Genomic DNA, 24,396 nt, shown 5'->3' with positions numbered 1-24,396 from the left:
AAATTGAAATTTGTCCGTTAATAGCGTATAATTTATAGTTAAATATAGAAGCTATTAAGGTATAATATATCTATGTTCATCTTAACCTAACCAACTTATAATTTCAACTAGATAATTAACCGATAAAAGCGAGTAATCTATCCATTCATCACACAAAGGAGGATATCCATGGAGCAACTTAGCTTCAGCAAAATTAACATCGGTTTAGCTATTCTCAATAAGCGCGATGACGGGTATCACAATATCGATACTATTTTCCAATCCATTTATTTGGGTGATTCTATTTATTTTGCCAAACATCATTCCGTCGTTTTCTCCGGTTCCGCACCGGAATTACCTCAATACATGAACGACATGATGGCCTATGACGAAACAAACTTGGCCATGAAAGCTTTGCGGGCCGTGCAAACCTATACGGGTTGCACTACCGGCGGCGCCATCCACTTATTAAAACGCGTACCACCTGCAGCGGGACTTGGCGGTGGCAGCTCCGATGCGGCCGCTATGCTCTTGGGGCTCAATAAATTCTGGGACCTGCGCCTTACCGACGACGAACTCATGACCCTCGCTAACGGCCTCGGTTCTGATGTACCGTTCCTCATGAAGGGCGGCACGGCGCGTGGTAAAGGACGCGGCGAAGAACTGAGCTACTTGCCGACCGGCAGACCTCATTGGCTCCTCGTGGTAAAACCGGAATTATCCATATCCACCGCGGCGGCTTATAGTCGTTTTAACAATAAATCGCAATTTAACAGCCAAACTATCGATGCCGTTGAAAAAGCCATTAACGACGGCGACATCAAAGAGGCTATGAAGGTCAGCGGCAATACCTTTGAAGAATTAATTTTCCCGCTTCATCCGGAACTCGAAAGTTGCAAGAAATTTTTCACTGACCGCGGTTATACCACTATCATGACCGGCAGCGGTCCTACCATGGTCGTTTATCTCGATGCGGCTCGCGAAGCACTGACGTTGCAAGAGGAAATTAAAGCGGCCGGCCACAATTGGCTTTCCTTAATTACTAAAACCCACGGCAAGGAGGCTTTAGCCTAATGAACAAAGATCTAGGACGTTTACAACCAATCGTATTAAACTCTTACAAACCGCTTCGTGAAGTTGTATGTGAAACCTTGCGTCAAGCCATTCGCGACGGTGTTTTCAAACCGGGCGAACGATTAATGGAAGTGCCTTTGGCCGAAGAATTAGGGGTAAGCCGTACACCGGTGCGCGAAGCCATCCGTAAGCTGGAATTGGAAGGCTTTGTTGTTATGATTCCCCATCGCGGCACCTATGTAGCCGACATTTCGTTAAAAGACGTAACACAAGTATTTGAAATCCGCTCCGCCCTTGAAGAATTGGCAGCCCAATTAGCGGCGGAACGCATCACACCGGATGAGATTGAGTTTTTAGAACGCATGCTCGTCGAAATCGGTACCTTTATGGAAGAAAAAAATATGGACAAAGTGGTGGAAGCGGACATTAACTTCCACGAAGTACTCTATAAAGCATCCCGTAACGAACGTCTCGTGGAAATCATCCACAATTTACGCGAACAAACCTTGCGCTTCCGTACCATGTCGATGAATCAACCGGGGCGTTTGGTAAAAACCTGGGAAGAGCATCGCCTGCTCGTTGAAGCCATTGCCGATCGCAATCCGGCGCAAGCCCGTGAAATTGCCCGCATCCACATGGAGCATTCCGAACAAGCCTTATTAAAAGGAATGAACATCGATAAGCAATAATTTTTTGACGAATCGTGTATTCATAATGAGATATGCAGTATGCAGGCCAATAAAACAATTAAGGGTTATCAACAACAGATTAGCCACTAATAATAGCCAATTAACTTTGAATTCTCTATTATTTAGCCATATTGTTTATAATCCATCATTAACTACTTATTTGCCAACAGCATGAATTCGCCAATTCTCTTTCATTAACAAAATACTATAATAAAAAACCTCCTGTTATAGGAGGTTTTTTACATTTCGTGTATTTTCGACTAAATTTAAACAGTTCGATGAAGGAATTCCCACTGTATTGTCAAAATCTTATAGTAACAACACAATGTGTATTTATTGAGTATCGTGTTGTTTTACAACAGAAAAAAGAGAGTTCTTAATTGCTCTAAATCCTTCGCAAAACATCCGACCGATTTGTTTTGCGACACTTATTTTATGAGTAATTTGGCATTATTTTCGACTTTATTATTTTTCTTCATTAATGTTTATCGTCAGAGTTTATTATTAATATGAATAAACTCTTCCCAAAAGGAGATGATGAATCATGAGTACACAGACAACTCCGGCGGCAACACCACCAACTTCGAGTTATCCAAAAAGTAAATTAATCGGTCTTATTCTCAGTTTTGCTGTATTAATCGGTATTTTATTGCTACCGACGCCAAGCGACTTATCCACGGCCGGACACCGCATGATTGGCATCTTGTTCTTCGCCATCGTGCTTTGGATTAGCAGTGCCGTATCCTATCCGGTAAGCGCCACCATGTTAACAGCTTTGACAGCAGTTTTATTGGGGACGGCACCTAATATCGACGCACCGACCAAAATTCTCGGCACCAGCAATGCGCTAAAAATCGCCATTTCCGGTTATTCCACACCAGCTTGGGCTTTAGTGGCAGCAGCCATGTTCATTTCTGTGGCCATGACAAAAACAGGTCTTGACCGACGCATCGCCTTGAATGTATTATCTCGTATCGGTACTAAAACGAGTCACATTTACATCGGCGTTATTTTCACCGGTTTTATCTTGTCCTTCTTCGTACCGAGTGCGACAGCCCGTCTAGCCTGCTTGATTCCGATTATCCTTGGTATTTTGGACAGCTTAGGCATCAATCGGCAAAGTAAGCTCGCCGCTCTCCTCGTTATCGGGGCCACCCAGGCAGATACGCTCTGGAACATCATGGTACAGACTGCAGCCGCCCAAAACCTGGTTGCCGTCGGTTTCATTTCGTCCCAGCTCAACACTTCCGTTTCCTGGCTTGATTGGTTGCTCGCTGCGGCGCCTTACTCCTTGGTCATGATTGTAATCTACTACTTCTTGTCCATGTGGCTCTTAAAGCCGGATGAACACGATTTGGAAGGCTCTCAAAAAGAATTGCAGCAACATCTGCAAAATCTCGGACCGATGACTTTTAACGAAAAGAAATTACTTACGCTTTCCGTTATCTTGCTCGGCTTCTGGGCTACGGGCGGTCATTTACATAATTATGATACGACCACCACAACCATCGTAGCGATTGCCTTATTCTTAATGCCGGGCATCGGTATTATCGACTGGAAATATGCTCAAAGCCGTATCGATTGGGGTTCCATCGTTATGTTCGGCTCCGGCATCAGTCTTGGCAGTGCGCTTTTGAAAACAAAAGCCGCTACGTGGCTCGCCAACGCGTTCATTCACATGTTCGCCCTTGAAACATTGTCTATATTCGCTCTTTTGGCAACGATTACCCTCTTCTTGATTATGATTCACTTAGGTTTCGCTTCGGCCACTGCTTTATCTTCGGCTATGATTCCGATTGTAATCTCTATCGTAACCGCAGTTAACATGCCGGGCATCAACCCAATCGGCCTTACGGTCATCGCGCAGTTCTCCATCTGCTTCGGTTTCATCTTGCCGGTTAACTCACCGCAAGGCATGGTATCCTATAGTTCCGGCACTTATGAAGTAAAAACTTTCATGAAAACCGGTATTCCGATCACCATCATCGGCTACGTTATGTTACTCATTTACGCAGCCACTTACTGGCATTGGATTGGTTTCGTATAAAACCAGATATAGAAATCAAGCTCAATTAATCGCATAGTAAAAACAAAACCCCGCTCCGAAATTTCGGAGCGGGGTTTTTGCATTAGTATCAGGTATTATATCTATTTGAGCACTTGCATCTCAATCTTAGCTTTAAGGCTTAAGCTTATTTATGTGTCCACTTTAATTCGTTATATTCCGCATCAGAAACAGGTTCCATCCAGGTAACGGATACACCTTCTTTTTGTACGGTCATGGCCAAATGGGAGAAATAGCTGTCAGCCGTAGCACCATGCCAATGTTTAATTTCCGGTGCAATATATACCACATCGCCGGCCGCTAAAGCTTGTGCCGGTTTACCGGCTTCTTGGTACCAACCTTTACCGCCTACTACGACGAGAATCTGACCGGCCCCATGATGAACATGCCAATCATTACGACTGCCCGGTTCAAAGGTTACATTGTGGATGCCTACTTCTTCAATGTTTAGCGGTGCCAACCAGCTTTTGCCGCTAAAATATTGAGCATAGCCTTCATTAAAAGCACCGGCTGGGAACGGTGATACGTTGTTTTCATCATGAACAGCCTTGGAAATTGCTTTAAGCTGCGCATCAGTCACGCCATTATGTTTGGCAATGCCGCGATGGGCATTTAATTGCGAATCCACATCGGAAAGGGCTTCTAAAGCCGCTACTGTTACAATTTCACGTTCACGCCAGTTCAACACATCGGAGGCAAAAATATCGCCGAATAAGTGACTCTTCAAATACTGATCGGATGCCGGTGCAAAATCAAAGAGTGCACCTTTTACTTCACCGCCAACTAATTCAGTTTGTGTCTTAGTGCCTTCCGCCATGGCGTCAGCTCCTAAAATTGTTTTAGTAGCCGCCTTACCTTCTTCGGTTGCCACACCATTATCACGGCGTTCGTTCACTGTATTCATCAACACATTAAGTGCATTCAAGCTTCTTGGAAAACCGGTATAGGCATATAACTGTACCATAGCGTCCTTGACTTCATTAACTGTCACGCCTTTGTCCAACGCTTCATTTACGGCGTCTTTCAATTTTGCCTGATCACCGGTTGCCGTATATTTACTGATTGTTACTAATTGCATTTCTTTATTGGATAATTCTTGTGTATTTTCTGCCATTACGTTCATTCCTCCTACTTGTAAACTCATGCAAAGCAATCCCAAAACTGCCATTTTACTAATTCGCTTTATACGTTTCAAATGTTTTACCCCTCTCTCTAACAGCTCTTTTATTTGCCTAAATTATACGATTCGGACCACTGTTTCAATTCATCTTTTGATGTATGGACTGAAAAACGATGACCTTCTTTTAATACGGCGCCCACACAGGATGGGCTCAAAGCTTCATTGGTTTTGCCCATAGCACTGCCACCGGACGTAGCAAACGGAATAACCACCACATCGGTTAAATCAAAGCTTTCTAAGAATGTATTAATAATCGATGGTGCCCGATACCACCAGATTGGGAAACCTACATATAAAACATTATATTTCATATCAGGTAACGGCTTTTGAATGGCCGGACGAGATGACATATCCGCCATTTCTACCGATGAACGGCTCTGCTTATTCGTCCAATTCAAGTCGGCTGTCGTATAAGCAACTTCCGGTTTAATTTCATATAAATCCGCGCCAATCGCTTCCGCTAAATTTTGTGCCACCTGTTTAGTCGTGCCGGTAACACTGAAATAAGCAACTAATGATTTACTCATAGTTAAACATCTCCTTTAGATACTATTATTTAATACGTTACATTTCGTACACTACATTTGGCACACTACATTTGATACACGCTTCTAAAAAATTTTCTTAAGCTCTCTTCTTGAGCTGTCTACATTGTAACCCCTTCTCAATTTTATGACTAGCAGTTATTAGTTCTTATTTACCATCGTTTTTAGGAATGGTAAAATAAAAGTACATATATTGAACGCTTTTTAAAAAGTATGAAAACTTCGCTGAAAGGAGACTATCATGATAGAAACGCGATTATTAGTATACTTCTTAACTATCGCTCAAGAAGAAACTATCAGTAAAGCGGCGGAAACGCTGCATATTACTCAGTCCACCTTATCCAAACAGATGAAGGACTTAGAAGATCAACTGGGCAAAGTGCTCTTTATTCGCGGTAAACGTAAAATAACACTCACCGAAGAGGGGCGTTACCTACAGCAACGGGCACGGGAAATCGTTGATTTAGTGAGCGCTACCGAAGGTGCTTTAAAAGAGGACACAGAGCTTTTAAACGGCAATATCTACTTTGGTTGCGGCGAAACCCATCACATGAAAGACATCACTCAGTGCTTCAAAAACTTACAAGAAATATATCCGCAAATTCACCTGCACTTATATTCCGGGGACCACACCGTTGTTATGGACCGACTCGACAAGGGCTTATTAGACATCGGCCTCGTAGTAGAGCCTAACTTCCGTGAAGGCTACGATTACTTTTACATTGGTCGCAGCGATAGAAGCGTCCTCCTTATGCGCCAGGACGATTCACTGACTCAAAAGACCGAACTTCAAAAAGAAGAACTGAAAGAGTTGCCCCTGATTCTATCCCGCCAAGGCTTCGCCAATCCGGTCGATTATGAACTTTTTGGCACCAGCCGTTCCAATCTGAACATTGTGGCCACCTATAATTTAATCAATAATATGCTGTTCCTCGTTGATCAAGGCTTGGGCTACGCGGTTACCTTGAGCGGCCTTTTACCACCCCATCATCCTACCCTTACCTATCGCCCCATCGTGCCGACCCTCGAGAATAAATGGTACCTCGTAACCCCGTCGCACAGACTCTTCTCACCAACAGTGACACGGTTTTTAGACGAGTTGAAAAAATTCTTTGGCACAAAATAAGCAAAAAGAAAGGGGCTGTAACGAAATACGCCCTTAAAAACAATAATGCGGTTTGAAGATAGGCTTATAGGACAAAAAGTGTGTGTGGCTTTTTTAAATTAATCCCAATAAATTGGAAATTCCGTGGACATATGGAACTCATTCCAGACAATGGCATCGCCCCATTGGGGTAAGATATTATCAGGACGGTTATTCCGCATTATCCTACGGTAAGTAGCAGCGATTGTTTTATCTGTAGGCATACATTTTAATATTTCAGCAACAGGAAGCGGTCTAGGTGAGTGCTCGTAACACCACCAATAGACCGCTTTTAATCGTCTTTCTAAGGATAATCCTCTGTGGTCTCGTAACATCCCCCTAAGTTGCGCATTAACGCCTCCTTCCAGTCGATTGTTCGTTGTAGGTACGGTAATATCTACAAACGTCAGGTAGGTAAATAGAGTCTCATCTCTAATTAATCGTAAAAGTCCTGCCTCAGCTTTTAAGAGGCGTTCATGAGTAGCCCTTTTATTCCCATTTTCGTCAACTGTCATTTCACGTAAGAAGTCATCAAACTCTTCTCTCCAAGCTAATAATCCATCAATCCAAGTATAGGCATCATCTATCGATTGAATCTTAAATAAACGCTTTGCTAGTTCATATAAGGCCTTGCCGGCTACTGTTTTTGGTGCAGAAGTTGTATACCTTCTTACTTGTGCAAAAACATGAAATAAGCAGCGTTGATGGTTACTTGTCGGCCACCTCTTTGCTAAGGCCTTAGCAAATCCAGATCCGCCGTCTGAGATAACAACACGCGGAGGAGCAATACGGTCCATTAATGCCTGCCAAGCTCTAGAGTTCTCATATCTACAAACATACCAGCCTAACACATGGTCCTTACTACAACAAATAAGTACACAGAGCTTACGCGTTAGGTATATGCCGTCAAAGTAAAGCACATCATATACTTCCTCAATCTTTGGTGGAAGGCACCATATGGACCAAAATTTAGCGGTTTTACGTCTAAATGTACGTCCTCCTCCAGGCATATCCTGCTGCAACTGTTTACTAAATAACCACTTCAAAAACAACTTTAGATCATGACTATCGGTGTTAATTTTGTTAGTGAAAGCGACTTTACAGTGCTTACAAAACCATCGCTGAGAACCGGATTTCAATATACCGTGTTTTATACATTTTCGACCACAATCAGGGCAAACTACTTGTTTAATTTTAATCATCCTCCTATTTATGTTTTTATTTAGGAAGATATAATACCATTTTAGTCAGTAGTTATGTGGGTTCAAGCATGTTTTTACACACACTTTTTGTCCACCCTTTATCTTTGTCAAAAAAAGATAAAAGTGCTATAAACCCAGTATCTATCTAGGTTTACAGCACTTTTTACACACACTTTTTGTCCTATAACTCTGAAGATACGAAAGTGTCTTCAAGCCGCATTATTGCTATATTTATATAAGAAAAAAGGCCCCGAAGGGCCCTCTTTGTTGGTATAATTAATTTATGAACAGAAACCATATCCAACAAGGCAATTATACTAAACTTTCTGGCTTTCGCCAAGTAGTTTTATCTTTGGATTATGGCTTTCAGATCGGACCAAAAGAACCGGTGAGATTACTGGATGCTGTATTGGAGGAACTGGACTATACAAGATTGCAGCATTTATATTCTTCAAAAGGAAGAAAATCTTTAGTGCCTCCCCATCTTTTGTTTAAAGTCTATGTGTTAGCTATGACCGAAGGCATTGTATCTGTTCGCAAAATTGCTGAGCAATGCACTAAAAATATCCATTACATGTGGCTCTTACAGGGCTATCCGACTCCGTCTCATATGGTATTTCATCGATTCTTTCAACGCTTAACTGTTGATGTACTTAGAGATTTGTTATCTCAATTTATTCAAGCATTAAGTGAATTTGACAGCTTAGATTTTTCTGAAGTATTCATCGACGGAACTAAATGGGAAGCCTATGCAAATAAATACACCTTTGTGTGGAAAAAGTCAATTCTTAAGCACTATGCTAAGTTACCGGATAAATTGTTAGTTCTTCAATGTGAAATACAAAATCTTTTGAACATAGATGTCTCAGATATGACTGCAGATGAACTATTGGTTTTGCTGGATCAATCCATATGCGAAAAGCAAATTGAGTTTGTACACGGTACCGGTAAACGAAAACATCCATTGCAAAGAGCTTTTGAGTCCTGTTTAGCCTTGCGTGATAAGCGAAATGAATATGATGAAAAGTTAGCGATTCTAGGCTCTCGCAACAGTTACTCTAAAACTGATCATGATGCTACGTTTATGCGACTAAAAGAAGATCACATGTTAAACGGCCAATTAAAACCGGCTTACAATGTTCAACTAGCTGTTCATAGTGAGTATATTATGGGCGTTGGCGTATTTCCAAATCCTACAGATACGAACACCTTAATTCCATTTATGCAACAATTAGAAGGACAATACAAACAACACTTTCAATATGTGGTAGCTGATGCCGGTTATGACAGCAACGAAAATCTGGCATGGTTATGGGATCATGATTACAAAACTTGTATTAAACCAAGTACATATGAATTGAGTAAAACGAAAAAGTATAAGAAAGATATTGGTCGAGCGGATAACATGGTATATGATGAGGCGACCGATACATTCACTTGTGCCAAAGGCCGTACATTACGATTCCAATACATACGCAGAAACAAAAGTAAGACCGGTTTCATTAAGCAAAACCGAGTATACCGGTGTGAAAACTGCAATTATTGTGGCTTACGTAAGGAATGCCAAAAACTTAAGTTCGGAAAACCTCCTAAGGGGAATAAGACGATATATATTGCTACTGATTACCGCGAATTATTAGCTAAAAACAAGGCTGTATTTGATAGTGACTATGGCTTACAGCTTCGAGTAAACCGTTCTATTCAGGTGGAAGGTGCTTTTGGCATAACAAAAGAAGATGTTGAATACACCAGGTTCAGGCACCGTGGCAAAGTTAACGTAGAAAAAGATTTATTACTATTAGCTTTTGGATACAATTTACTGAAGCTGCATAACCGAATACAGAAGAAGCGATTAGGTCAACGGTTGTTCGAAACTAATTCTGCTGCGTAATTAAAATCCAAAAACTAAAGGCTTATTTAAGTGCGCTTAAAAACAAAAAAACAAGGATATTTTCAGAACTGTTAATTTTGGAAATATCCTTGTTTTAATTGAAAAGGGAGCTGTAACTGAAATGTGAGTTAAAAAACTCAATTTCGTTACAGCCCCTTTCTTTTTATACTCACTATAAGTCTTTTAGTTAAAACTTAAGTTTTACGACAAAACCTACAGTAAGTGATTTCTATTCAATTATTATTTGCTAGCCAACTGGTTCAAGATTTCTTGAATCTGTGCACGCAATTCTTGGTTTTCTTGTTCCTGTTTTGCTACACGGCTATTCAAGTTTTCAATTGTAGAAGCCTGGTTGGACACAACTTCGGCTAACGCAGATTTGGAGTAATTAGAGTACTCATTGCTGCTACCGAATTTAATGCTTACGCCGGCGTTGAACATGTTTTCACCGCCACCCATGCTGGTACCAACGGAGAACATTACATCGTTAGACGGACGATAGAACGCACCTAACGCTACAGCATTAGCACCTTTGTAGTTACCGTAACCGGCTGCGAAGTCCCATTTTGCACTTGGATCGAAGTCCTGTGGATGCAAGGCTGCTAAAGCGGCTGCACCGGCACCTACACGATCAAGACGGTTGTCTAATTTGCTTACTTGGTTGCTCAAGTTGGAAACACCACCGTTGAGGTTAGTGATGCTGTCATTGATGGAACTAATGCTTTCGCTGTTAGCCTGTACTTGGTTATCCAAAGCAGTTAAGTTCTGAGCTGCTGTGTTGTCTTTCTTGATGAAAGCACCCTCAGCAGATACACGAGTTTCACCTTGAATTTCTTGACGAAGCTGACTTACGTTAACAGCATCGTTATCTTTCACACCGGCTTTCACATCATGAATGATATTGTTGCCCATGCTAATGTTGTCACCTTTGATAACAACAGTATCTTTACCGTCAGCACCTTTAATAGTTAAACCGTTAGTAGATACGCTGTTTAAACCGGTTAATTCTTTGTTAAGAGCTACTTCTAATTTAGGGACTGTAGTTCCGTTGACAGTCACTTCGCTCGCAGTTGTAGTAATATTGTCACCACCAACTACATTGAATGCAGCACCCGGAGTAACATTAGCATTACCACTATCACCACCTACAGCGATTGGGTTAATATCTACGCCGATCTGTACCGGATTACCGGCGTTAGGATAGCTTGGAGTTGTTGGCTCGGTTAGAGTTGTAGGATCCGTTGGATCTGTTGGGTTAGTTGGGTTTTCACCAGTACTTGGGCTCGGTGTAATAGTTACCGTGTTAGAAGGATTTTCTACACCGGCCACATTTAAACCGATAGTGAATTTATTACCGTCACGATTTACAGTGATACCATCAGCAGCTTCAATATTAATATCTTTAAGAGCAGCTTTCAACTGTGCCACGTTAACCGCATCAGTATCTAAGTAACCGCCGGCTACGTTCATAATACGACGAGTATTGGCAAGGTACGTAGTACTTGTATTGCCGGCAGTTACCGTGTATTGAATGTTACCTACGGATACGGCACCATGACTTAAGTCATAGTCTTCACCAGTCAAGTAAGCTGCTTCTGTCAAAGACGAATCAGGAAGGACTGCAGAGTTATGACCGATAGCTACCGAGTTATTGAGTTGAGCACGTGCACTTGAACCAAGAGCAACAGAGTTGTTAACACCTTGTAAACGAGTGTTATTACCTAAGGCAATGTTATTAGCACCGGCAACACGAGAGAAGTAACCAATAGCCGTCGATTCTTCACCATGGGATTCTGCATAATGGCCAATCGCCAAGGCATTATTGGAAGATGTACGAGCCTGCTGACCCATAGCTACAGAATAGTGACCTTGTGCAATAGCAGCAAGACCTACTGCGATTGTATTAGAATCATGTGCTTCGGCAACACCACCGATAGCCAATGTTTGGAAACCATAAGATTTAGCACCCATGCCAAGTGCAATGGAGTTTTCATAAATTTTTTCAGGGTCAGTAGAAGTTCTATCATTAGTCGTAACCGGATAGTAATCTTCACTGAGTTCATAATTTACAGTACCATCAATAGGACTTACAGATGTTTTATTATCCACCGGCTCCGTCGTAACAGTTGTAGAAGTAACAACAGAAGGATGATCAGCATTAATGGCACCTACATAGGATTTATAACCCATTGCGATAGCGTTATGTGCACCTACTGCAGTCTCACCACTTACACCAATTACCGTAGATTGCGTGCCGTTGGCTAATGCATTCTGACCCATAGCCATGCTCAACTTTCTATTTGCAAAAGCCTTGTTCCCCATAGCAAAAGAGTCATCACCAGCAGCATTAGACATAGAACCTAATGCAACCGCTCTTGTACCTGAGCTATTAGCAGCATAGCCAAGCGAGAGCGAAGAATTTCCATCTGCTTTAGCACTATAACCTAAAGCTGTCGCAAACGCTTGAGACGCTCTTGACTGGCTACCAACTGCGGTCGTAGCACCGGCTGTAGCTTGAGCTGCCAGCATGCTACCTTGTGAAGCAGTGCCATTACCTGGAGCACTAATCGCCACAGCATTCGAACTACCGGTTATTGCATTGGAACCTACAGATAAACCTTCTCCAGTACCTCTATCTACTTTGTTACCTGCACTACCATTTATAGCAGCTTTTAACTGTGCCACGTTAACCGCATCAGTATCATCATAACCACCGGCTACGTTAACAATACGGCGTGTAGCATCGGCTTTACCAACGGATACAACACCTTGAGATGCAGAAAATTTTTCACCGGATAAATAAGCGGCTGTATTGAAGCTTGTTCTGGATTCTGCTACCGAATTAGAGCCTAATGCAACGGAATTCGCCAAAGAAACATTAGCACCATGACCAACAGCTGTACCGTTTATCACACTAACAGCGGAATTAGCGCCAAGTGCCGCTGAAAGGTTACCAGTCACACTAGAACCACCACCAACAGCTACACCTTCATTACCGCTAACAGTAGAACTTTGACCAATCGCAATTGCTTCATTATTAGTAGCTTTTGCAGCATAGCCTACAGCGATAGCCATAGTTGTTAAATTACCCGTACCACCAGCAACAGAGGCATTACCTATTGCAATACTATCTTTTTTCTGAGCCGTTGCCTGGTAACCAATCGCCGTAGCACTCTCGGCACTAGCATTAGCTAAGTTACCTAAAGATATTGCCTTTAAACCACTTGCTTTAGCACCACCACCAACTGCCACAGCAAGATTGCCGGTTACACTGGAACTCCCGCCAATAGCTACACCTTCATTACCTGAGGCCACTGCTTGACCACCAAGAGCAATCGCTTTCGCATTAGAAGCAGATGCTTGATAACCGGCAGCTATAGCCATCATGTAGTTTGATGCACCACTAGTTGTAGCACCACTACCTAACGCAATACTCCCCGTCTGATTAGCCTTTGCTTGATAACCAACTGCTGTGGCAGCCCCGGCACCAACGCTTTGGTAACCTACGGCCGTTCCTTGAGCGCCAGTTGCCGAGGCGGAATTACCAAAAGCAGTTGCAAAGCCACCTGTTGCTTGAGATCCTGCACCAACTGCCGTTGCGGATCCGCCTGTAACATTTGCATTCTGACCAATTGCTACGGCATTAGACTGTGTAGCTGTGGAGCCTGTGCCAATGGCAACACCATTACCTGTGCCATCTGCATTGTCCACGGCCAACACAGATTGTCCACCCCAGAAAGTACCTGTTACAGCAAGTACTGTTCCCATTACCGCTAAACGTTTACCCACACTTAATCTTTTTTTTCATTATTTTTTCTCCTTACTCACTCGAATAATAATTTCGTTCTATTTTTCAATAAATAAACTCAAACAATCAAAAAAACTTATGAAGGACTATCTAAACTTTAATTACAATTCCATCATAAAGCTCAAACTTTTTAAATCGATATTTTTCGTTTCATTGCCAATTCAGAATATCACATTAATCCTATCTTCACAATAGGAATTTTATTCTCTATTTTTTCCATTTTAATGCCACTTATTGTTTTTTTAATCACTTTTTCAGTCCATTATCATTTAGTTATATATCTCAATATTTAAATCTATCTATATAAAATCTGTGTTTTTTGCCACTATGATTTTCATCTTACTCTCAATATATTTTTGCCATTTAGTAAATAAATTTATATCATTTTAGCATTATTTTTACACGAATTGTTTAAGAATATAAAAAAGCCATGACTAAGGTCAGAAACACACAATTTTCATGCGTATTTGCAAACCACTAGTCATGGCTTTTAAACGAGTTTTTTAGTACTATTTAGTTGTCCTTCTACAGAGGACTCAGAGAGATATTTTTTAATTTCACTTGAATTATATCTCTCTTAAGTTCTCTTAGTTAAAACTATTAATATAGTATAGGGAGATTTTTTTTGTACTAACTGCTGTACCAAAGCTTCCAATTTAGCAATGCGGTCGTTCTGAGCAGTTAATTCAGCTTGCTGATTCTGAATCTGCGTAGCCTGTGCCTGATTAGCCGCTGTCAATTGATTAATCCGCTGTTGCGCTTCCTTACCAGCCAATTGCTGATTTGCTGCAGCTTCTTTTTGTGAGGACGTACCAAACTTCCATGTCACGCCGGCATTTGCCATCACTTTAGAATCATCACTGCCATAAGCAAGACCTGCATTAAACATAGTCGAATCATTTACATAATGAGCAACACCTAACGCCATTGCATTATGGCCGCGATAAGTACCAAGAGCTGCCATAATCTGAGTTGGTTCTGCCGGATCATATTGAATTGGTTTTAAACCACTCAATGCGGCACTTAATGCCCCAACATTTTTGACTTCACTTTGTACTTCGCCAACCTTATTAGATACCTCATTCAATTGACGTACGTTTACAGCATCTGTATCATTAACACCATCTGCCACATTGGTTAAACGACGTTCATTACCAACCGAACCAATAGATACTGTATTTGCTTCAGAAGCCACAGAATTGGCACCTAAAGCTACCGAATTTTCAGCAGTTGCTTGAGAGTTAGCACCTATAGCCGTTGCATTATCAGCAGTAGCTGCAGCATTGGTTCCATAAGCTGAAGCATAATCACCAATTGCTTGTGAATTTTTACCGGTTGCTAATGCACCTTCACCATCAATTGTACCGCCGGCAATACCACCCTGATTTAATGTATCTAAAATACTATTGGCGGTAGAAGCCGCACTTGTTGCCGTGGAGGCTGCATCAACAGCTATTTGTGCGCTGCTATCAGCGGCGGTCGCACTCGACTCTGCACTCGCTGCACTACTATCAGCCGCAGCGGCACTAGACGTAGCAGTACTTGCACTGCTATCAGCGGCGGTTGCACTCGATGCGGCACTGCTGGCACTACTGTCAGCAGCCGTTGCACTCAATGCCGCACTGGAGGCACTACTATCAGCTGCATTTGCGCTCGATGCCGCAATGCTTGCACTGCTATCGGCTGCGGTTGCGCTCGACGCTGCACTGCTTGCACTACTATCGGCTACTGTTGCACTCGACGCTGCACTGCTTGCACTACTATCAGCGGACGTTGCACTAGATGCGGCACTAGATGCGCTTGTTGATGCAGAAGTAGCACTAGACGCAGCACTGGACGCGCTCGTAGAAGCTTCAGTAGCACTCGCTGCTGCACTAGAAGCGCCTGTGGAGGCTACTGTTGCAGTGGATTCAGCACTGGACGCACTTGTTGATGCGGAGCTAGCACTAGAGGCGGCGCTAGATGCACTTGTTGAAGCTTCTGTAGCACTAGATGCGGCACTAGAGGCGCTTGTAGAGGCTTCAGTGGCGCTAGATTTAGAACTGCTTGCACTTGTGGATGCTTCGGTCGCACTGGATTCAGCACTGGACGCACTTGTTGATGCGGAGCTAGCACTAGAAGCGGCGCTAGAGGCACTTGTAGATGCTTCAGTAGCACTAGATGCGGCACTAGAGGCGCTTGTTAAGGCTTCAGTGGCGCTAGATTTAGAACTGCTTGCACTTGTGGATGCTTCGGTGGCACTGGATTCTGCGCTGGACGCACTTGTAGATGCGGAGTTAGCACTAGAAGCAGCACTCGACGCACTCGTAGAGGCTTCAGTAGCACTAGATGCAGCACTGCTTGCACTTGTTGAGGCAGAAGTAGCACTAGAGGCGGCGCTAGAGGCGCCGGCAGATGCTACGGTTGCACTGGATTCAGCACTGGACGCACTTGTTGATGCGGAGGATGCACTACTATCAGCAGCTGTTGCACTACTTGCTGCACTAGATGCGCTTGTAGAGGCTTCAGTGGCGCTAGACTTGGAACTGCTTGCACTTGTTGATGCTTCTGTGGCGCTAGAAACGGCACTGGACGCACTTGTTGATGCGGAGCTAGCACTAGAAGCGGCGCTAGAGGCACTTGTAGATGCTTCAGTAGCACTCGATGCTGCACTAGATGCGCTTGTAGAGGCTTCAGTAGCACTCGATTTAGAACTGCTTGCACTTGTTGATGCTTCTGTGGCGCTAGAAACAGCACTGGACGCACTTGTTAATGCGGAGGTAGCACTACTATCAGCAGCTGTTGCACTACTTGCTGCACTAGATGCGCTACTGTCGGCAGCAGTCGCACTAGACGCAGCACTACTTGCACTTGTTGAGGCTTCAGTCGCGCTAGAAGCCGCACTAGAGGCGCCGGTAGTGGCTACTGTTGCACTGGATTCAGCATTAGACGCACTTGTTGATGCAGAGGTAGCACTAGAAGTGGCACTGGACGCACTCGTAGAAGCTTCCGTGGCACTCGATACCGCACTAGAAGCGCTTGTAGAGGCTTCATTAGCACTCGATTTAGAACTGCTTGCACTTGTTGATGCTTCTGTGGCGCTAGAAACAGCACTGGACGCACTTGTTGATGCGGAGGATGCACTGCTATCAGCAGCTGTTGCACTACTTGCTGCACTAGATGCGCTTGTAGAGGCTTCAGTGGCGCTAGATTTGGAACTGCTTGCACTTGTTGATGCTTCTGTGGCGCTAGAAACGGCACTGGACGCACTTGTTGATGCGGAGCTAGCACTAGAGGCGGCGCTAGAGGCACTTGTAGATGCTTCAGCAGCACTCGATGCAGAACTTTCTGCACTCGATGCAGCAGAGCTAGCACTAGATTCCGCGCTACTTGCACTATCTTCAGCATCACTTGCACTAGAAACAGCACTAGATGCACTGCTATCAGCCACAGTTGCACTCGATGCAGAGCTTTCTGCACTTGCCGCCGACGATGCTGCAGAAGACGCCGCTTGATTCAATTTCTCTTGAGATTCCGTACTTAAACCGATAGTCAATACTTGTTTATTTGAACTCGTCCTAGCATTACCTTTACCAACACCATCTGCAGCAGAACTATCATATGTTGTCAATGTTGTAGTAATCCCGTTAATACCACGTAATAATAAACGATACGAACCTACATTACCGGTATCAAACCCTACGGAGTTATCTCCATCCATAAAGCCCTTATCCGCCGTAATATAACTTGCGTATACAGAATGCTGCATTAACACCATACTACTCAATAATAGAGCCGTTACAGCCTTGCGCGATGCACGCGTTACACCGCCTTGGTGAGATTTAGCAAACTCCGAAGCCACAACATAGCATCCCTTTGTTTTACTCCAAACGATTTTAAAAATCTTATTCATTCAGTACGCCTCCAAACTTCTTTATCTTGCAAACTTCTCCCATTTCACAAGATATGTCCATTACCAATAAACCAAAAAACACACCAATTTATTCATAAAATTTAACACAAAAATCACTCAACCACTTTTCTTTTACAAATTTACAATATAAATTTTTATCAATAAATTCGAAAATATAAAATAGGATTTTCATACTAAAATTTTATGCTTACATCTAAATAATTGGATTTCTTTTTCTATTAGAGTGTAATATATAGTTCATTCAATAATCATGTCAACAAACTAAAAACAGCTTATTTATTGGCTTTTAACATATTGAATAATTTTATTTCATAACTTTTTTATCACTGTAAATCAACAACACAGATAAAATCTAAACTTTTAAAGTATTATTTTATTTTCATCAAATAATGAATTCTATTAATGCTAAAAATGAAATAACACGAATCGTTTACTAATCGATTAATTAATTTTTTTCATGAACTCTCTTCATTTTTCTCATTCATATTTTTTCATAATGTACACTTGTAAAAAACATCATTTAATTGATTATTTCCGTCACAAATCATTTTTTTATCTTCATACACAAAAACGTGTGATACAAAGAGTCTTATCTCTCCATATCACACGTTTTGTTTACTTACACTTTATTCAATTGTATCTACACCGCCAACAAATTTTTCTACAATTAGACAATACGTTGTAATTCACTACTAAACAATCCAATTAACGTTGAACTAACTGCTGTACCAAAGCTTCCAATTTAGCAATGCGATCGTTCTGAGCATCAATCTGGTTCTGTTTGGCAGCCAATTCAGCATCGAATTTAGCTTGTTGCGCTTTATTCTGTGCTTCTAAAGCTTGAACTTTGTTTTGAACTGCAGCTACAGAGGTACCAGGTTTGGTTGTTTCTCCGGAACCGATACGGAATGTAGCACCCAAGTTAGCCATAGCTTTACCGCCTTGACCATAGGAGAGACCTACAGTGTATTGCTGATCGCTATCCGGCGCGTAAGCATAACCTACTGCCAATGCTTGTTTGCCTCTGTAAGTACCTAAGCCGGCCATAATCTGTCCACGTTCGCCTTCAGCATATGGAAGCGGATTCAATGCGGCTAAGGAAGCTGCCATTGCATCGCCTTCAGCGGATTCATTGCGTACGTTTTGAATTTCGGAAGACAATCCTTGGATTGCCTGACCTTGCGCATTTACTACTTCACCAATTACGCCGATTGCAGCTGTATTGTTGTCAACTTGCGTTTTAATAGGATACAACTGAGCACCGGTAATTGCTTGGTTAGAAGATTTGGAAATATCCCCTTGAGCCACATTGTCTAAAGTGATCAAACCTCTTTCAGTAGTTGATTGGCTAGCTAATTTGATTCCATCTACTGTAAGTGTATCACTAGTAAGCGAAGACTTACCTACAGCGACTTTTTCGGATGTTACGCTAGTATCACCAACAGCCAAACCATCTTTCGACAAAGTAGTTGATGCTGTTACTGTTCCATCAGTCACATCACCGAATGTTAAGGCAGCTTTCGTCAACTGAGCCACGCTACTATCGTTGACACCACCTATAGTCAACGCATTACCTGTTAATGACGATTCACCAACGTGGAAGCCCTGAGCAGTTATTTCAGCTACACCACCTTGTGATGCATCTTGATCTTCTCCATTAACTGCACCTATCGTTAATGAATGACCTACATGTAAGTCATCATTTAATTCAAGTTCTGTACCGCCAACAATTTTGAAGTTGTCAGTATATTTCAAACCGCTTCTCTTAGGAGGAGTTGTAGGAGTTGTAGTTGCATTACGGAATCCAGTTCTTTCAGTTGTAACCGTATTTTCTGTTTCATCATCTCCCGGAATATACCAACCGGTTTCACGAGTAAACTCTTCAACCGCTTCTTTAGTCATGCTGATATTAAATGTTTTTGACCCATCAGGATTCATAATTGTTTTAACATCAACATATTCGTCGCCACCTTCTGCTTGCACCAATTTTCGAACAATATATTTACCTTCAGAAGTCAAATTGTCCATATTTTTGGTTGCTGCATTATCAATCTTAGTTTTTACCGTATCGGTAAGATAAACAGTAACTTTATTGCCTTCAACCGCCGTTACAATTGACTTATTACCTTTTTCATCGGTAGCACCAACAATGTCCATACGACTATTATCTTTAGTAAGATTTACATGTTCATCTTCATTATTGGTGTCAGTGCCAATCGTGATTCCCTGCATAGCACTGCCGGCGAGTTTTTCAACATCAGTAATTCTACCATCAAAGCCTTTTACGGTTTTGTCCAAATCGGTTACTTTAGTATCAAGGTTGCCAACTTTAGTGTCTAAATTACCTACTTTAGTATCCAAGTCACCAACTTTTGTGCCAAGGTCTTTAACTTCTTGACCTAAGCCGTCAACTTTAGTTCCCAAGTCTTTAAGGCCTTTGTCGAGACCGTCAACTCTACCGGTTAAGTCAGTAACTTTAGTATCTACTTTATCCAACTGGCCTTTATTCACAGCGTCGCCGGCATTTACACCATCAGCAATGTTGGAAACGACTTTATTGCCTGCATCGATGCCGTCTTTAGTTACGGAAGGACCATCGGTAATGGCTAAGCCGCTACCGTTCAATGTGCTGGAGCCTACGCTTACACCATTGTTATCTACCGTTGTATTGCCTGCTTTTACAGAACCGGTAGTACCAAGGTCGATTTGGTTATTCAAGTTAACATCGAATGTCTTAACACCGTTAACGTCGGAAGGAGTTACCGTAATGTTAGTACCACCTGTTACATTAACCGCATTCTGACTGGTTTCTTTGATAACGTCTTTACCTTTATCGCTTAAATTGGACAAGTCTTTATCAGCTGCGTTGTTAATCTTTTCTTTAGCAGCTGCCGTTAAGTCTACTACCAAGTTTTGACCATCAACTTTGCTTTCAACCACGCCGCCGGTTTTACCGGTAACACCGAAGCCTGCCTGACCTTTATTAACCGTAATTACGCCACCGTTACCATCATTAATGGAGATAGTCTGTAAAGCGGAGTTAGCTAATTCGGAGCCTTCAGTTGCGATATTTTTCACTTCTTGCAATTGGTTGTAAGTAACTACATCGCCTTCTTGAGTACCGTTAGCTACATTAGTAATCTTAGTGCCGCCCATATTGATGCCGCCAACGTTGATGGTAGGACCGTTCTTAATTGTGAAACCACCATTGGAGATTGTCGTATCGCCGAGAACGATGTTGCCCTGAGGGTTAACCGTAATACCGCCTTCGTTGATCGTTGTGCCGGCTACATTAATGGAACCACCGTTGATTACAGTATCACCAACTCGGAATTCACCGGTAGGAACAAGGGTTACGCCACCATTATTAATCGTTGTACCGCCAACATGGAGGTCACCGGATTTAATTACAGTATCGCCTAAAGTGATGGATCCTTCACCACCTAAGTTCAAGTCTTTGTTCAAGTTAACTGTAAACGTCTTAACATCATCCGCTTTTTCAGTATCAACTGTAATGTTGTTACCACCTACTACATCAACTGCATCCTGACTCACTTCTTTGATAACTTCTTTGCCTTTGTCATCTAAGTTGCCTAAGTCTTTGCCGGCTGCATTGTTAATCTTTTCTTTCGTAGTAGCTGTTAAATCTACTACCAAATCATTACCATTAACTTTACTTTCTACCATGCCGTCAGCTGCACCTATGATACCGATAGCGGAATTAGATTTGCTGATAGCGATTGTTTGACCATCATTACCTTTAACCGTTACTGTTTGAAGCGCGCTGTTAGCCAATTTGGAACCTTCGTTAGCGATATTTTTCACTTCTTGTAACTGGTTGTAAGTTACTACATCGCCTTCTTCAGTGGCATTAGCTACGTTGGTAATCTTAGTACCGCCCATGTTGATACTGCCTACATTGATGGAAGGACCGTTTTTAATTGTCAAACCACCTTGATTGAGGGTTGTACCGCCAACATTGATTGTGCTGCCGTTGATTACAGTGTCACCAACTTTGAATTCGCCGTTAGAGTTCAAAGTTACGCCGCCGTTATTAATGGTTGTACCACCAACTTTTACGTCACCGGATTTGATGATGGTATCGCCCAAAGTGATAGAACCTTCGCCGCCCAAATCCAAGTTTTTATCCAAGTTAACAGTGAATGTCTTAACACCATCAACCGTAGCTTTATCTACGTTGATATTGCTGCCGCCTTTTACATCAACAGCGTCTTGAACAACTTCTTTAATAACAGTTTTACCTTTATCATCCAAGTTGCCTAAGTCTTTACCGGCTGCGTTGTTGATTTTCTCTTTAGTTGCAGCTGTTAAGTCGACTACCAAGTCCCGACCGGACACTTCGCTGGTAACCATGCCGTCAGTAGCACCTTTAATACCGAAACCTGCGTTATCTTTATTAACAACAAGTTTTTGACCATTAGTATCTGTTACCGTTACTGTTTGAAGAGCACTACCTGCAGTGTTTTCAACCGTCGTTACACGATCAGTCAAGGTATTCACATCTGTACGAATCGTGCCTACATCGGTTTTAACGTTCGTTACTTCAGTTTTGAGGGTACCCACATCAGTTTTAACTGTATTTACTTCAGTTTTGAGAGTACCAACATCATTTTTAACGGTTGTTACTTCAGTCTTCAATGTGCCAACGTCAGTCTTAATTGTGTTAACTTCGTTAGTAACAGTGTTTACTTTGTCATCTAATTCAGTTTTCACACCGTATAACTGACCACCGGTTACAGCATCTTTAGAGCCTTCTGCTACAGCACCTTCACCAAGGTTGCCAACTACTTTACCACCTGCATTGATACCGTCTTTAGTTACGGATGGACCACCAACGATTGCTAAACCGTCAGTTGTTAACGCTGCATCACCAACGCTTACGCCATCAGCACCAACTTTAGTTGCTCCGGCTATTAAACCGCTAGCATCTAATGTAGTGGCACCTGCTTTAATAGATCCGTTAGCACCTAAGTCAACATTATTCTTCATGTTAACGGTGAATGTTTTAACACCTTCATTATTTACAGCATCAGTTACTTCAATATTGTTGCCGCCTGCTACATCAACGGATTCTTGAACAACTTCTTTAATAACTGTTTTGCCTTTATCGTCCAAGTTGCCTAAGTCTTTACCGGCTGCGTTGTTGATTTTTTCTTTCGTTGCTGCTGTTAAGTCTACTACCAAGTCCTGGCCGGACACTTTACTTTCAACCATACCATCGGTAGCACCTACGATACCGAAACCGGCATTGTCTTTATTCACGGTAAGAACATTACCGGCGCCATCTTTAACACTTACACTCTGAAGTGCGGAATTAGCTGTATCTTGAGCACCTTTAATGGAATCATTGAGATCTTTTTGCATACCAAATAATTGACCACCGGTTACAGCATCTTTGGAACCTTCAGCTACAGCACCTTCACCAAGGTTGCCAACAACTTTACCGCCTGCATCGATACCATCTTTAGTTACGGATGGGCCACCAACGATTGCTAAGCCGTCAGTTGTTAACGCTGCATCGCCAACACTCACGCCGTCAGCAGCGACTTTAGTTGCACCGATTTCTAAACTAGACTTATCTAGTTTGGTATCGCCTACAGCAACGGAACCGTCTGTGCCAAGATTAATATTTTTATCCAAGTTAACAGTGAATGTTTTAACACCGTCTTTATCGGTTGCATCAACAACACTGATGTTATTACCACCGTCTACATTAACGGATTCCTGAACGACTTCTTTAATAACTGTTTTGCCTTTGTCATCCAAGTTGCCTAAGTCTTTACCGGCGGCGTTGTTGATTTTTTCTTTCGTTGCATCGGTTAAATCTACTACCAAATTCTGACCGGATACTTTACTTTCAACCATGCCATCTTTAGCACCAACAATACCAAAGCCTGCATTGTCTTTATTAACAACGAGAGTTTGGCCTTTAGTGTCGGTTACGGTTACACTCTGAAGAGCGGAATTAGCTGTATCTTGAGCACCTTTAATGGAATCATTGAGATCTTTTTGCACGCCAAATAACTGACCACCGGTTACAGCATCAGTGGAACCTTCAGCCACGGCACCTTCACCAACATTAGATACTTTTTTGCCGCCTGCATCAATACCGGCTGTAATTACGGACGGGCCACCGGCAACAGTCAAACCGTCTGCTGCAACAACGGTGTTTCCAAGAACCAAACCACCGGCAGTTAAAGCAGTTTTACCAACCAATATACCATTAGCTTTAACTTTGGTTTCACCGGCTTCTAAACCTGACTTGTCTAGTTTGGTATTACCTACAGTAACAGACCCATCGGCAGTAAGATTAACTTTTTTATTCAAATCAACACTAAAGGATTTAGTACCATCAGCATTTTCACTTTCAGCAATTTTGATATTTTCGCTACCTGCAGTAAGATTCGTCGAGCCGGTCTTAATCCCTTTTACCAAATCACTCAGCTTCTTTTCCCCGGCTTCAGACAAATTATCGAGATCACGGTTCGCCTTATTTTTTAATTCATCAATAGCGGTCTGAGAGTTTGAGCTGGAATCATTAATCTTTTTAAGCGTGGCGGCATCTAAACCGATTTTAAGTACTTGGTAGCGGTTTTCAATAGGCGCATCGCCACGTTGAGTTCTAGTAGCTACTTTCTTGTCGCCACCACTCATATAACTCCCCATCTTAACTTCAACGCCACCATTCTCAGCACCTTTTACCAAGAGTTTATATTGAACTCCATGACCGGAGTCCCAGCCTATACTATCGTAAGCTTGTCTAGTATCACCATATCTCATATCCATCTGACCTTCATCAGTGGTAATCAAACTGGCATCCGCTGTTCCCAAAGCGCCCAATAAAAAAGCACCCACTAAACCGGACAATGTAGTGACCCCAAAAAG

The 24,396-nt window shown here is 42.3% G+C and carries 12 protein-coding genes and 1 pseudogene; 6 read left to right on the top strand and 7 right to left on the bottom strand.

Annotated features, from left to right (window positions below; translation table 11 throughout):
* Positions 1 to 168 precede the first annotated feature (168 nt).
* From ispE to CCC71_RS02835, 3 genes are all read left to right on the top strand, one after another.
* The gene (gene ispE, locus CCC71_RS02845) at positions 169 to 1,053 is read left to right on the top strand and encodes a 4-(cytidine 5'-diphospho)-2-C-methyl-D-erythritol kinase (protein ID WP_296332845.1); all 885 of its coding nucleotides are present in this window, start codon (positions 169 to 171) and stop codon (positions 1,051 to 1,053) included.
* Positions 1,053 to 1,742: a GntR family transcriptional regulator gene (locus CCC71_RS02840; RefSeq protein ID WP_021841633.1), complete on the top strand. Its 690-nt coding sequence runs from the start codon at positions 1,053 to 1,055 to the stop codon at positions 1,740 to 1,742. Before ispE ends, CCC71_RS02840 begins: the two co-directional genes overlap by 1 nt.
* Positions 1,743 to 2,286: 544 nt before the next feature.
* On the top strand, positions 2,287 to 3,789 hold the full coding sequence (locus CCC71_RS02835; RefSeq protein ID WP_296332842.1) for a DASS family sodium-coupled anion symporter: 1,503 nt from the start codon (positions 2,287 to 2,289) through the stop codon (positions 3,787 to 3,789).
* 145 nt (positions 3,790 to 3,934) lie between these two features.
* Here CCC71_RS02835 and CCC71_RS02830 read toward each other — a convergent pair whose 3' ends face one another.
* Both CCC71_RS02830 and CCC71_RS02825 read right to left on the bottom strand, forming a co-directional pair.
* Positions 3,935 to 4,921 (bottom strand): carboxymuconolactone decarboxylase family protein, encoded by a 987-nt coding sequence (locus tag CCC71_RS02830; RefSeq protein ID WP_226974225.1) that lies wholly within the window; start codon positions 4,919 to 4,921, stop codon positions 3,935 to 3,937.
* A gap of 110 nt (positions 4,922 to 5,031) precedes the next feature.
* The gene (locus CCC71_RS02825; RefSeq protein WP_226974224.1) at positions 5,032 to 5,514 is read right to left on the bottom strand and encodes a flavodoxin; all 483 of its coding nucleotides are present in this window, start codon (positions 5,512 to 5,514) and stop codon (positions 5,032 to 5,034) included.
* 259 nt (positions 5,515 to 5,773) lie between these two features.
* Here CCC71_RS02825 and CCC71_RS02820 point away from each other — a divergent pair, with 259 nt between their 5' ends.
* Positions 5,774 to 6,658, top strand: a complete 885-nt coding sequence (locus tag CCC71_RS02820) for a LysR family transcriptional regulator (RefSeq protein ID WP_226974223.1) — start codon at positions 5,774 to 5,776, stop codon at positions 6,656 to 6,658.
* A gap of 98 nt (positions 6,659 to 6,756) precedes the next feature.
* Here CCC71_RS02820 and CCC71_RS02815 read toward each other — a convergent pair whose 3' ends face one another.
* A complete protein-coding gene (locus tag CCC71_RS02815; protein ID WP_296333589.1) occupies positions 6,757 to 7,869 on the bottom strand; it encodes an IS1249 family transposase in 1,113 nt (370 codons plus the stop codon).
* A 292-nt stretch (positions 7,870 to 8,161) separates the two neighbouring features.
* On the opposite strand from CCC71_RS02815, the gene CCC71_RS02810 reads away from it, so the two are divergent.
* The gene (locus tag CCC71_RS02810; protein ID WP_296332837.1) at positions 8,162 to 9,769 is read left to right on the top strand and encodes an IS1182 family transposase; all 1,608 of its coding nucleotides are present in this window, start codon (positions 8,162 to 8,164) and stop codon (positions 9,767 to 9,769) included.
* A gap of 240 nt (positions 9,770 to 10,009) precedes the next feature.
* Here CCC71_RS02810 and CCC71_RS02805 read toward each other — a convergent pair whose 3' ends face one another.
* Both CCC71_RS02805 and CCC71_RS02800 read right to left on the bottom strand, forming a co-directional pair.
* On the bottom strand, positions 10,010 to 13,558 hold the full coding sequence (locus CCC71_RS02805) for a YadA-like family protein (protein ID WP_296332833.1): 3,549 nt from the start codon (positions 13,556 to 13,558) through the stop codon (positions 10,010 to 10,012).
* 596 nt (positions 13,559 to 14,154) lie between these two features.
* The gene (locus tag CCC71_RS02800) at positions 14,155 to 15,192 is read right to left on the bottom strand and encodes a YadA family autotransporter adhesin (RefSeq protein WP_226974681.1); all 1,038 of its coding nucleotides are present in this window, start codon (positions 15,190 to 15,192) and stop codon (positions 14,155 to 14,157) included.
* A gap of 49 nt (positions 15,193 to 15,241) precedes the next feature.
* Here CCC71_RS02800 and CCC71_RS02795 point away from each other — a divergent pair, with 49 nt between their 5' ends.
* Positions 15,242 to 17,071 carry a coiled-coil domain-containing protein gene (locus CCC71_RS02795; RefSeq protein WP_295243751.1) on the top strand — a complete coding sequence of 610 codons (1,830 nt, stop codon included), beginning with the start codon at positions 15,242 to 15,244 and terminating at the stop codon, positions 17,069 to 17,071.
* A gap of 323 nt (positions 17,072 to 17,394) precedes the next feature.
* Here the strand turns inward: CCC71_RS02795 and CCC71_RS10925 are convergent.
* Positions 17,395 to 17,469 (bottom strand): annotated as a pseudogene (locus CCC71_RS10925) (ESPR domain-containing protein); the annotation flags it as partial.
* 726 nt (positions 17,470 to 18,195) lie between these two features.
* Entirely contained in the window at positions 18,196 to 24,378 is a 6,183-nt protein-coding gene (locus tag CCC71_RS02790; RefSeq protein ID WP_296332830.1) for a YadA-like family protein, read from the bottom strand.
* Between the last annotated feature and the right edge of the window lie 18 nt (positions 24,379 to 24,396).

It is taken from the genome of Veillonella sp. LMAG:90 (genome assembly GCF_008679445.1).
Classification (GTDB): Bacteria; Bacillota; Negativicutes; order Veillonellales; family Veillonellaceae; genus Veillonella_A.
Note: the sequence above shows the minus strand (reverse complement) of the source record. Positions and strands in the feature narration are given on the sequence as shown.